10 protein-coding genes are annotated in these 13,044 nt (G+C 40.4%); 7 read left to right on the forward strand and 3 right to left on the reverse strand.

The window, feature by feature from the left end; genetic code table 11:
• From nhaC to ISU02_RS18330, 3 genes are read left to right on the forward strand one after another with little or no spacing between them, the layout of a single operon-like run.
• Nucleotides 1-1,392 carry a Na+/H+ antiporter NhaC gene (nhaC, locus tag ISU02_RS18320; RefSeq protein WP_194703295.1) on the forward strand — a complete coding sequence of 464 codons (1,392 nt, stop codon included), beginning with the start codon at nt 1-3 and terminating at the stop codon, nt 1,390-1,392.
• 22 nt (nt 1,393-1,414) lie between these two features.
• Complete coding sequence (locus ISU02_RS18325; RefSeq protein ID WP_194703296.1) at nt 1,415-2,608, forward strand: aminotransferase-like domain-containing protein; 1,194 nt, start codon at nt 1,415-1,417, stop codon at nt 2,606-2,608.
• A gap of 23 nt (nt 2,609-2,631) precedes the next feature.
• Entirely contained in the window at nt 2,632-3,585 is a 954-nt protein-coding gene (locus tag ISU02_RS18330) for a hydroxyacid dehydrogenase (protein WP_194703297.1), read from the forward strand.
• 169 nt (nt 3,586-3,754) lie between these two features.
• Here ISU02_RS18330 and xylB read toward each other — a convergent pair whose 3' ends face one another.
• From xylB to ISU02_RS18345, 3 genes are all read right to left on the reverse strand, one after another.
• The gene (gene xylB, locus ISU02_RS18335; protein ID WP_194703298.1) at nt 3,755-5,233 is read right to left on the reverse strand and encodes a xylulokinase; all 1,479 of its coding nucleotides are present in this window, start codon (nt 5,231-5,233) and stop codon (nt 3,755-3,757) included.
• A gap of 44 nt (nt 5,234-5,277) precedes the next feature.
• On the reverse strand, nt 5,278-6,591 hold the full coding sequence (gene xylA / locus ISU02_RS18340; protein WP_194703299.1) for a xylose isomerase: 1,314 nt from the start codon (nt 6,589-6,591) through the stop codon (nt 5,278-5,280).
• 79 nt (nt 6,592-6,670) lie between these two features.
• Complete coding sequence (locus tag ISU02_RS18345; protein WP_194703300.1) at nt 6,671-7,582, reverse strand: helix-turn-helix transcriptional regulator; 912 nt, start codon at nt 7,580-7,582, stop codon at nt 6,671-6,673.
• Between the two features lie 270 nt (nt 7,583-7,852).
• Here ISU02_RS18345 and ISU02_RS18350 point away from each other — a divergent pair, with 270 nt between their 5' ends.
• From ISU02_RS18350 to ISU02_RS18365, 4 genes are read left to right on the forward strand one after another with little or no spacing between them, the layout of a single operon-like run.
• Nucleotides 7,853-8,872: a sugar ABC transporter substrate-binding protein gene (locus ISU02_RS18350; protein WP_194703301.1), complete on the forward strand. Its 1,020-nt coding sequence runs from the start codon at nt 7,853-7,855 to the stop codon at nt 8,870-8,872.
• Entirely contained in the window at nt 8,869-10,395 is a 1,527-nt protein-coding gene (locus tag ISU02_RS18355; RefSeq protein WP_194703302.1) for a sensor histidine kinase, read from the forward strand. Before ISU02_RS18350 ends, ISU02_RS18355 begins: the two co-directional genes overlap by 4 nt.
• Complete coding sequence (locus ISU02_RS18360) at nt 10,388-11,947, forward strand: response regulator (protein ID WP_194703303.1); 1,560 nt, start codon at nt 10,388-10,390, stop codon at nt 11,945-11,947. The genes ISU02_RS18355 and ISU02_RS18360 overlap by 8 nt, the downstream gene beginning before the upstream one ends.
• A 34-nt stretch (nt 11,948-11,981) precedes the next feature.
• Entirely contained in the window at nt 11,982-13,037 is a 1,056-nt protein-coding gene (locus ISU02_RS18365) for a substrate-binding domain-containing protein (protein ID WP_194703304.1), read from the forward strand.
• Nucleotides 13,038-13,044 lie beyond the last annotated feature (7 nt).

Consider the following 13,044-nt stretch of genomic DNA (forward strand, 5'->3'; position numbering starts at 1 on the left):
ATGAAGTTAAAGACGAGTTTATTAGAATCATTTATTCTGTTTGGGTTAATTGTACTTTTGATTGTTGTCAGTGTGAGATTGGGATCAGGCCTTCAGGTGCCATTGCTCCTGAGTTGGATCATTATATTCACTTTCTGCAAGATGAAGAAGTTGGACTATGCTGAAGCGGAGAGGCGGGCTCTGGATGCCATTAGGGGTGCATTTGTCGTCATATTGATCATTCTGTCGGTGGGGCTACTGATTGGAGCATGGATTGCTTCGGGAACTGTTCCAACCATCATTTACTATGGCTTAAAAATGCTCAGTCCCAAACTATTCTTACCTGCGACAATGCTTATTTGTACCATTATGGCATTTGCAACAGGCACTTCATATGGGTCTGCGGGATCTGGAGGTATAGCAATGATGGGGATTGGCACTGCTATGGGGTTCCCACCTGGAATGGTTGCAGGTGCGGTTATCTGCGGCGCCTTATTCGGAGATCGGCTATCACCTTTGTCTGACTCTCCTAATTTAGCGGCGGCAATGGCAAATGCAGATCTATTTAAACATATCCGAGGGTCGTTATGGACGGCTATTCCACCTTATATTTTGAGCTTTATCCTATTTTCTATCTTAGGTCTAAGGTATTCTGAAGGGGCCTTTGATCAATCCACAATTATTGACTATGGCAACGCCTTGGCTCAAAACTTTAGAATTGGCTTTGTGCCATTATTGCCGATCATTTTGGTGGTTGTTCTTTTACTCAAAAAGATGCCGGCCTTTCCAAGCATATCCATAGGAGGCGTAGCAGGCGCAATGGTTGCTATTTTCTATCAAGGCTATGTGCTCAAGGATGTCTTAAATATTTTGTATAAGGGATTTTCAATTGACTCGGGGGTCATATTCATTGATAAGTTACTCAATCGTGGGGGAATATCCAGCATGATGGGACTTGCCGTAACGATTCTATTCGCAATCGGACTTGGGGGAATGCTTGAACATCTGGACATTTTAAATAATATTTTGAAACTCATTACCAAAAGAATTAATTCGACGGGAAGCTTGGTATTCGTTACGTTAATCGTTGGCTATGTTACAACAGCTTTAACCTGTACGATGGCAACTGGACAGGTTTTAACGGGTAAATTGATGGAACCCATTTTTAAGGAAAGGGGCATTGCACCTGAGATTCTTTCTCGAACGTTGGGAGATGCAGGTGTGCTGGGGGGCACTCTAATGCCGTGGCATACGACTTCGATCTTCTTTGCATCGACACTTGGAGTCACTTTCAGCGAATATTTTCTGTATGTGCCCTTTAACTATATAACCCCTTTTGTAGCCATCTTTCTAGCTTATACAGGCATTTCCATCAAAAAAACAGAAATACTTGAAAACCAACCTGTACTATAATAGATATAAAGGAGAATTAGATATGAATTTTGAATTTTCAAGAAGAGCAAATAATTCAGCAATATCTTTGATTCGCGTAATATCTCAAAAGGCTGTGGGCAATCCAGATTTTATATCCTTTGCAATCGGCAATCCTGCAAGCGATGGATTTCCAGTGGAAGGGCTTAATCAAGCCAGTCAAAAAGCTTTTAAAGAAAACCCTATAGAAACACTCCAATATGGTGCTACAATTGGAGTACCTGCATTGCGTGAAAAAATATTGCAAATGCTCAAGGAGAAGAAATACATGACCCTTGAAGGCAATGATGTCATAGTCACAACGGGATCGCAATCTGGACTCAGTATTATGCCGCTTGTCCTGTGCAACGATGGTGACGCTGTTATTTGTGACGAATTTTCCTTTACCAGTGCGCTCAATGCTTTTAAGGGCTGTGGTGCTAACTTAGTTGGTGTAAAAATGGATGGTGATGGCATGAGTCCAGCAGATCTTGAAGAAAAAATCAAGGCCAATCCAAATGCCAAGTTTATCTATCTAATCCCTAATTTCCACAATCCTATGGGAATTACAATTCCCTTTGAAAGAAGAAAAAAACTCTATGAAGTAGCGGTTAAGTACAACATGCCTATTTATGAGGATGATCCGTATGGAGAATTGATTTTCAGAGGAGACCCGCAGCCCACGTTTAAGAGTATTGACACAGAAAATATCGTCGTCTATGCAGGTTCTTTCTCAAAGACCTTGGCGGCTGGATTAAGAGTAGGTTTTCTCTTCGGTCCAAGTGCATTTATTGGAAAAGCAACTGCTGCGAAGGGGTTCTTGGATTCTCAGACAGCTATTTTGAATCAGCTGATCGTTTATAACTTCTTAAAAGACAATGACTATGAAAGCCATATTGCAAAAGTTCAGAAGATTTATAAGGCCAAAAATGAACATATGCTGGCATGTTTAGATAAATATATGCATCCGGATTGTAAGCGTACAAATCCAAATGGCGGCATGTTTGTTTGGATTACGATGCCAGATCATGTGGACTGTGAGGCCATGTTTGAAGACGGATTGAAGATGAACCTTGGCATTGTACCTTCAAGAGGTTTTACAACCGATTGTAACAATCCCGGAAAATCCTTTAGAATCAATTATTCGGCACCAACTCTGGAAAAGATCAGCGAAGGCATCAAGCGATTTGGTAAATTGACGTATAAATATTGTAAGTAGAAGCATTTTGGGAGGATTAGAATATGTATAAAGTCATAATTCCACAGGACATAACAGAAAAAGGGAAACAATTTCTAAGAGATAAGGGTTATGAAGTCATCGTGGGACCTGGTGTTGAAGATGTGGAAGTCTATAAAGAAATTGTAAAGGATGCCGATGCACTGCTGGTTCGAACAGGACCATATCCAAAGGCCGTTATCGATGCCGCACCTAAGCTCAAAGTGATCGGGAGATTTGGTGTTGGAACAGATAACATCGATGTGGATTATTGTACACAAAAGGGCATTTATGTGACTTTTACGCCCACAGCAAATGCACTTTCTGTAGCTGAGCACACTCTGGGGCTACTAATTATGTGTGCACATCAAATGAAAGCATTGGATAAAGCAGTACAAGAGGGCAATTGGCATCTCAGAAACAAAGTGCCTACCTATAATATCGGTGGAAAGACACTGGGCTTAGTAGGTCTTGGCAGAATTGGCGCTCATGTGGCTAAAATGGCTAGACTGGGGCTCAATATGAACGTGATTGCCTATGATTCTATGCGCCCTAAAAATGATGTCCCTGAAGGTATAAAGATGTGTGATAATATGGATGAAGTCTTTGAAAATTCGGATTTCGTCTCATTGCATATTCCTTGTACAGAAGATACAAAGGGTATTATCAATCAGGACATGCTTCGCAAAATGAAGCCTACAGCATTTTTAATCAATACAGGTAGAGGTGGCTTAATCGTAGAGCAGGACTTAGTCAACGCCATTAAAGGTAAAATTATTTCAGGTGCTGCAATGGACGTTTTAATTGATGAGCCTCCAAAACCAGATAATCCCTTATTAAAATTGGATAATGTGATCATAACACCACACAGTGCAACACTGACTCTAGAGACAATGGACTTGGTGGGCTTACATGCTGCAATGGGCATTCATTCCGTATTGAGCGGTCAAAAACCCGATTGGCCAGTGAATAAGATATAAATAACACATAGAAAGGGTGTATCTACCCTAAAAGCTCAAGAGTCCTCGGCGTTGCCTGCGGATTGAGCTTTTAGGGTAGATACACCCTTATAGTTTTAGAAATTCATGAAGATAAAGGGTTTATGTTTGACTTGAAATCATACATTTAACCCAAAATCGTACATTTAACTTAAAACCAAGGTTCAAGTGCCTTGTAAAGACCTTGGTAGCGCTTGTATAGATCGCTATAGAATGCCACTTCGGTTTGTTCTGGTGTTATTGCATCCAGTGGCTTCACAATTTTTTCGCAAGCGTCTTCAACACTTTCAAAGCTACCTACACCAACAGCAGCCAGTATAGCAGCTCCAAGTGCCCCGCCTTGGTCTGTGTTGATTCGGCGCACAGACAAGTTAAAGATGGTGGCGATGATTTTGAGCCAAAAGTCGCTCTTGGAACCGCCGCCAATAACTCTGATCTCATCCATTGGCACCTGAATTTCCCTTAAAATTTCAAGAGAATCTTTAAGTCCAAAGGCAACCCCTTCAAGGATGGCACGTGTGAAATGACCGCGTGTCGTGGTTGGTGTCATACCGATAAAAGTGCCTCTTGCATCTGGATTGGCATAGGGCGTTCTCTCGCCAGTCAGATAAGGCAGGAAAAGAACGTGTTGATCTGTTGTCGGAACGGCTTCTGCCTCAGCAAGCAGAGTTTCAAATGGAATATCTGCATGAACTGTATCCGTCCACCATTTAAGACAGTTTGCAGCTGAAAGCATAACCCCCATAGAATGATAGTGCCCATTGGCATGACAAAACGCGTGAAGCCTCAATTGATCATCCATGGCGAATTGATTATGAGCTGCAAAGACCACACCAGAAGTGCCAAGCGTCACAGAGACGATGCCCTCTTTAACTGTACCTGTCCCAACAGCACCTGCTGCTTGATCTCCAGCACCACCAACAACGCGGATCTCATGAGAAATACCGGATAGACCCAATAGTTCCAAAGCTTCGTCAGTGACAAGCCCAGTGACTTCATAGGATTCATAGAGCTCAGGCAACATATCAGAGGTAATGCCGATAAAATCACAGAGCGGTTTTGACCATGTTTTATTTTGAACATCTAAAAGGAGCATGCCGGAAGCATCTGAATAGTCTGTGGCATACGTGCCAGTCAGTTTAAAACGAATGTAATCCTTAGGCAATAAAATGTGCTTAATCTGACTGAAAACTTCAGGTTGATGTTTTTTAAGCCAAAGCAGTTTGGGTGCTGTAAATCCAGTAAGCGCTTGATTTGAAACGGTTTCTGCAAGACCAGATAAGCCAAAATGTGCAGTGATTTCGTCACATTCAGCTTGTGTTCTCTGATCACACCACAAAAGTGCCGGCGTTAAGACTTCGTTTGCTTCATTCAGTGCTACAAGACCGTGCATTTGACCACTAAAGCCAATACTTGCAATATCATCGGATTGAATCGACGGATTTTGAAGTAATTTTCGAACGGCCTCAAGGGTGCCTTGCCACCAATCTGCAGGATTTTGTTCAGCCCAGCCCGGTTTCGGATAGGCGATGGGATACTCCGCGGCGCCTTCTCCTAAAAGGTGACCGTTTTCATTGACGGCAATCACTTTAACCGATGATGTGCCAAGATCGATACCTAAAAAGATCATAGGACCTCCTTTTTATACATTTTATGTGGATTGTATATTAGGCTTTATGCATTGAAAATAGCATCGTTTACAACGGATTCAAGCCATTCTTGCTTAGCGGATTCATTTTTAAGATTTTTATTATTGAGTGCGTAATCAGTGAGGTCGTCAAAACCAACTGTGCCTTCAATGATTTTTTGACCAATACCAGAGTTGTAGCTTGCATAGCGTTTTGCAACAAATGCATCTAGTGTGCCTTCAGTGATGATTTTATCTGCCACAAGGAGTCCCTTAGCAAACGTATCCATCCCTACAATATAGCCGATGAATAAATCTTCGAGTTCAAAAGAACCTCTTCTGAGTTTAGAGTCAAAATTCAAACCACCAGGTGCGATGCCTCCGTTTTTGAGAACTTCAATCATACCATAGGTAGCACTGTATATATTAGTAGGGAATTGATCTGTATCCCAGCCTAAGTGGTCATCGCCTTGATTGGCATCAATACTGCCTAGAACACCATTTATACGACAGAGATGAAGTTCGTGTTCAAAAGTGTGACCTGCTAGTGTTGCATGATTTGCTTCGATGTTGAGTTTGAAGTCATCTTGTAAATTGTATTTTCTAAGGAAGCCGAGAACAGTAGCAGTATCGAAATCGTATTGATGTTTTGTTGGTTCTTTAGGTTTAGGTTCAATGAGAAGTTGTCCTGTGAAACCAATTTTCTTTTTATAGTCAACAGCCATTTGGAGGAAACGTGCATAGTTGTCGTTTTCAAGTGCCATGTCTGTATTCAAGAGAGATTCATAGCCTTCACGACCGCCCCAGAATACATAGTTTTCGCCACCAAGTCTATGCGTGATATCCATAGCTTTTTTTACTTGCGCTGCTGCAAATGCAAAAACATCAGCGTTACATGAAGTTGCAGCACCATGAACAAATCTTGGGTTAGAGAATGCGTTTGTGGTACCCCATAAGAGCTTGATGCCAGTTTCTTTCATAAGGCCTTCAATGTGATCTACGATGATATCTAAATTTGCAAATTTTTCTTCGAGTGAATCGCCTTCCGGTGCAATATCTAGGTCATGGAAACAGAAATAGTTGATGCCGAGTTTGCTCATGAGTTCAAAAGCTGCACTTGCTCTTGCCTTTGATAGTTCAAGACCTTCCAATTGATCCCAAGGGCGTTCAAATGTCCCTTGACCAAACATGTCCACACCTGCGCCAGTGAGTGTATGCCAGTAGCTTAAGGCAAATCTGAGATGTTCCTTCATCGGTTTGCCTGCAACCATTTTATCAGCGTCATAGTATTTAAATGCAAGTGGATTCTTAGAGTGACGTCCTTCAAAAGGAATTTTATCGATCGTACTAAAATATGACATAAATAACCTCCTATAATCATTTGATACTTTAATTATACGAGGCAGAGCATATTTTATCGGTAACAATCTTGTGGCTTTTTCATGACAATGTTGCGGATATTTCATTAAAAGCTTTTTCTTGATCGAATGGCAGGTGAATAGATCCCACAGGAGCACTTGGGATGGAAAAGATGAGTTTATGAGACTCTAAACGCAGTGTTTTAGCAGTATAGCCATAACGTTTTTTGATGAGGGCATTTAAGTATTTTGGATCTGAAAAGCCAGAAGACATGGTGACATCCAGTATGCTCATATCAGTACTGAGCAGTAAGTGAATGGCATGTGTCAATCGCACGGAATTGAGATAATCCTGAAAACTAATGCCCAAGTGTTGCTTGATAAAATGCGATAAATGATACTTGCTGATGTGAAGTTTTGAAGCCAGTTGATCCAAATTTATCCTTTCATTAAAATGGGACTCCACATAGTCAATCACGTATTTTAAACGTTTATAAGCATCCGTGCGTGAAGAAAGGCGGGTGGATTCTAAGATTTCGTAGGGCACGGCCTTTAATAGCGTTGCAATAAATTCGAGAATATAGGCATTTAAAAGATAATCTGAATGAATTTGTTCGTTAAAGCTCTCTAAGTACATCTTGAACATGAGGTCGCGCACTTCAGTTGTAAAGCGATTAATTAGAACATGATCAAATTGGAGTTTCGACAGCAAGTTTTGCTTCAATGTAATGGCTGAAGGGGTCACTTGAATGATCAAAAGGATATTTTGATCTTCTGACAAATCCGTAATGCTGTGTATTTCGTAAGGATTAATCAGACACAGTTCACCTTGCTTGATATCGTGTGAAGACAGGCTGAGCTGTAGTCTTATAACACCTTTGAGAACATATATTATTTCCAAATCTGAATGAAAATGATGTGAGCGATGTCCAATACTTACTAAAAAAAGTCGGTAAGGCAGGCCCTTTCGATGTTCGATATTTTCAAATTCCATAAAATCACCTCAAGAAAACATGCTAAAATAGAGAGAGCGTCAAATGGTTTGACTCACCTCTATTTTAACATGTTTTTCATATGGCGTCGTGATCAATTCATCGAATCATCTTGGAAAAGGACACCAAAGGAGAGATGAGAGATGGAAGGTAGAAGGTAGAAGCCATAAGCCAGAGCTAGAGATTATTAATCTTAATAAAATGCTATTTTGGTGCGAATAACAGTCGTATATAATAAAATGAGAGGCAATGCCATCACAAAGGGGGATATTATGCGATTTAAAGAGCACATTTTGTTAAAGAGTATCATCTTTTTGACCAGTATCATCTTTGTGATTACTTTTCTTTTGTCATTTTTTTATTCAAATACCATCAATCAAAGCAAGAACAAAATAGACTTTTCATCGGGAAACAATATTCACTTTGCAACGGTTTTGATCGGCAATGAGACTCAATTTCTTGAAAAAATCCAAAAGGGCATTCAAAATGAGGCCGATATAAGTCATATGGATATAGAATTTTTTAATGTAAAAACGGTTGAAGAGGGTACTGAAACCATTAAAATGCTCATCACTGCAGGCGTGGATGGCATCATCACACAAGGCATAAACGAGGCGGCATTTATGGAGGCTCTAAGAACCGCTAAGCATGCCAGCATACCGCTTGTACTCGTCTATTCAGATGAGCAGACTGTGGAGAGAGATCTTTTTATTGGGATCAATCCATTTGACATGGGGATAGAGGCCGCGACACTTTACCAAAAATCTGAACCTGAAATCGGCAAGGTCGTCTTTATAACCCAAACTCCTGTGGGATCAAGCGAAGATACCACAAGTAAACTTCAAATGCTGGGTTTTATGGATGTCTTTGAAAACCTACATCGGTTAAGTCAAGTCATCGTCAAAAAATCAGAGCCAACTTTACTAAGCGCTGAGGGCATTGTCGCAGAAATATTTTTAGGAGAAAGCGATATTGCCGGGATTGTCTGCACCAATGAGGTGGACACTGTGGGCGTCACTCAAGTGGTGATTGATCTCAATAAAGTTGGACGTGTAAATGTGATTGGGACAGGTTTAACGCCGCAAATTGCAGATTATATAGATAAGGGGATCATCTATGGCACTCTGTACAGAAATCCAGAAAAAATGGGGCATATGGCACTGAGATCTCTGGCAGATATTTTGAATCAGACATTTAAAAAAGGTGAACAAGCAGATTATATTGATCTGCCCATTGAAGTCATCACCAAGGAAAACTTGGAAACCTATATGAAAATAGAGGCTGTAAAATGAAAGGCATAAAGTTAGATAGCATTCGAAAAAAAATGATGGTCTATTTCACACTGGTAATGCTCATGAGCGGCATGATCAGTATTTATATTTCCTATAATTCAAGGACACTCTTTAATGAAATTGACGATATGTTCAAATTTTCTATGCTCTTTGATGATGTAGAAAATAAGCTCAATGCCTCTCAGGAATCTTTGACAACTTACGTGGAGACGAAATCATCGGATTCGTTAAATACTTATATAGAAAGCAGTGAAGATCTGGCAAATTTGTCAACTGCTTTGCTCCAGAAATACACTGAAAAGCGTGGAGCCTTATCCCTGGAAAACGTCAACAACATGGTTGGAAAATACAATCAGTATTCGGCAGACACTGTTGTGGCGAAGCGCGGGCGAGATATTGAAGCTTGTCGAAAGTCCTATGATCTCGCAAGTGAAACCTATGCGAATATCCAAAAAATCATTGATGAACTCAAATTGATACAGCTGGACCAGAACATTGCCATCTATGAAAGTCTGGCGGTAAACAGTCAAAAAATTCAAAACTTTAATCTCATTATGATTATAGATATGATTTTGCTCACCATGGCCCTTGTGTATCAAGTGACTTATAAGATGACAACACCGATTATCAAGCTTTCCAATGCGGCAAACGAAATTTCAAAAGGGCACTTTGATGGCGAAACCGTCATCGTGAAAAGCGAAGATGAAGTTCAGATTATGGCCATTGCCTTTGAGGAAATGCGACAAAGCATTAAAAAATCTATTGAGGATTTAAAACATACCAACAAAATTGAGAGTAAACTCTTTGAAAAAGAACTTCAAACGGTGAAGATGCAGACGCTTTTAAATGATGCTGAGCTCAGGTCGCTTCAATCTCAAATCAATCCTCACTTTCTCTTTAATTCACTCAATGCAGGGGTTCAACTTGCCATGATGGAAAATGCCGATAGAACACTTGAATTTTTAGAGGATATGGCGGCTATTTTCAGATACAACATCAGACCTCTTGACGAGCTGGTTAAAGTGAGAGAAGAAGTGGATACCATCAGAGCATATTGCAATATGATGAAGGTCAGATTTGGACAATCTCTCGAATATCGTCTGACAGTGGATGAGTCTATTCAGGATGTTTTCATCATGCCATTAATCATACAACCAGTGGTGGAGAACGCTTTTATTCACGGAATTGGGAAAAAAGAAGGGGGCGGCTCTGTTCATATTGATATCTATTTAGAGGAGAGAGTGGATCAGGACTTCATTGTATTTAGTATTAAAGATACTGGCGATGGCATGTCACAAGAAAAAATCAACAGGATTCTCTTGAAGGATTCCAGTGGGCAAACGGCGTTGAAACATCCTAAAAAGAGCCATTCCTCTGGTATTGGCGCGGGAAATGTCTTGCAGAGACTTAAACTATACTATGGCGATCAAGCTGAAGTTGAAATTAAAAGTGAAATTGGAAAAGGTACAATCTTTACTATTAGAATCCCTATTTTAGATAGAGAGGAGGGTTTGGATGTATAAAATCTTAGTGGTTGATGATGAGCAGATTGTTCAAAATGCAATTCGATATATCGTGGAAAAGCGTGGAGATGGTTTAGAAGTCTGTGGTGTGGCTTCAAATGGTAGAGAGGCCATCGTAAAGGCAAAAGCGCTAAAGCCAGAGATTGTTCTGATGGATATCAGAATGCCGGGCATCAATGGCATTGAGGCCATTAAAGAAATAAAGCATCATCTCATTGAAACGCGATTTGTCATTATATCGGCTTATGAGCAGTTTGAATTTGCAAAGCAGGCCGTGCAACTCGGTGTTAAGGATTACTTGCTCAAGCCCATAAACCGGGGCAAACTCAACAACATATTGGATCAAATCGTCATCGAACTCAATCAAGATCAAGAACAGAGTGAACGCGATCTGGAAACCATGGAAAAGCTTCAAAAGATGATTCCCTATATCGAAACCAGTTTTATCTATTCTATCATTTCAAACAACGACCGTATGGAGGAGATGAAACGCTATCTCAATCTGCTTGAAATGAACTGTGAATCCGGTTTTATGATGGTCATTCAAGTTATTCAAAACGATCAGAATTCTTTTATTGAAGATTTAGAACTCCATACGCATGCCTCGAGCATTAGAGATGCGATCAAATACAAGTGTCACGCAATCGTGGGGCCGATTATGCTCAATAAAATTGTCGTATTTGTCGCCAAAAAGAATTCGAAGAACGCCTATGATTTACGACTTGAAAGTGCAAATTTGGGAGAGAGTATTCAGCAAGAACTCCAAGAGACTTTGGGGTTAAGATGTAGGATTGGCATCAGTGCAGTCAAAGGTATCGGAGAGTTGTTTTATGCCTATGGGGAGGCCCAAAAGGCACTTAACGGTGGGGACCTGTTAAGTGTGACTCATTTTGAGGACCTATATGGAGAACAAGGGGATAAGGTTCAATTGATTAAAACACAAAGTCAATTGATTGAATACATGGAAAAGGGACAACTCAACAAGGCACTTAAGTGTTTTGATCTCTTGTTCCCTAAAATTTGCAATCAGCAGGAGAGATTGTTAGAGTTGGTGGTTCTTATCTATAGAGTTGCCTATGATGAAGGCGTTGCGGAAGATGCCATTATAAGGTACGATCATTACTTAAAGGAAATCATCGCCTTAAATTCAGTTTGTGACAGTCAAAGGTGGTTGAGCAATCGCATTAAGTACATCACCGAACAGATCAGTAGAAGCAAAAGTGAGAAGTGTTCTTTCATTGTGGAACGTGCTAAAAAAGTACTGGAACAGGAATACCATACCGAGTTATCTCTCGAAGGTGTTGCAAGGACTTTGAACATAAGCCCTCAATATCTCAGTAAACTCTTTAAGGAAGAGACTGGTCAAAATTTTATAGAGTATTTGACGCACATTCGAGTGGTCATAGCACAATCTTTAATGAAAACATCCTATAAATCTGTAAAAGAAATCAGTTTTGAAGTGGGCTATTCGGACCCAAACTATTTCAGCAGATTGTTTAAGAAACAAACTGGACTCATGCCAACTGAATTTATGCATCAGGTCAAAAGATAGTTCCTAGAATAATTAATGTGGGGGAGGGGCATACATGACCATTAAAAAGGGGATTTTGGTTCTAGTAGTTTGTATTTTTATTGGTAGTATTTTGTGTTTTACACAAAAACCGGTTATACAAGATGACGATAAAGTAAAAATAGGTTTTTTAGTGGATTCACTAGTGATCGAAAGGTGGCAAAAAGATCGAGATATTTTCATTTCCAAAGCGAAAAGCTTAGGCGCTGAGGTGATTTTAAAGAACGCATATGAAGATGCAGAAGTTCAAAACCAACAGGTTAAGGAGCTTGTGGCACAAGGGGTGGATGTCATCGTTATCATTCCCTATGACAGAGCGCTGATTGGGCCATTCCTCAAGCAAGCCAAACGCAATGATATCAAAATAATTTCATACGATAGGCTTGTGGAAAATGGTGGTGTGGATCTCTATATTTCCTTTGATAATGTGCTCGTGGGAGAGATTATGGGACGTGAGCTCCTTGAAAAAGTGCCAACGGGCAATTACGTCATTATTAATGGTTCACCTAAGGATCACAATTCCTATATGTTCAATGAGGGCTATATGTCCGTTTTAAAACCTGCTATTGATTCAGGTCGCATTCATGTGGTCAAGGAAGTTTGGGCAGAGGATTGGCGCGAAATATACGCTTATGACACTATAAATGATTTAGTGGACTCAGGTATCAAAATTGATGGTATTATCGGAGCGAACGACGATCTTGCCGAAGGGGCAATTCGAGCGCTTTTAGAGCGTCAATTGGCGGAATCGGTATATGTCACGGGTCACGATGCCAATTTGTCAGCATGTCAAAGGATTGTGGAAGGGACTCAGTATATCACCGTGTACAAACCGATCAAAACTTTAGCACAAAAAGCTGCGGAGATTGCAGTGGAGATGGCAACTGCAAAGACGGATAAAGTCTACTCAGAAGATACCATTTATGATGGTGAAAGAAATGTGCCCTATGTAAAGCTCATGCCGGAACTTGTAACTGAGGACAATATGACCAACACGGTTATCAAAGATGGGTTTCATGTGCTGGAAGACGTGTATAGGAATATTCCAAAATCGGAGTGGCCTGATGAATAGAATAAAG

Origin of the sequence: Fusibacter ferrireducens (assembly GCF_015352425.1) — a bacterium.
GTDB classification, from domain to species: Bacteria; Bacillota; Clostridia; order Peptostreptococcales; family Acidaminobacteraceae; genus Fusibacter_A; species Fusibacter_A ferrireducens.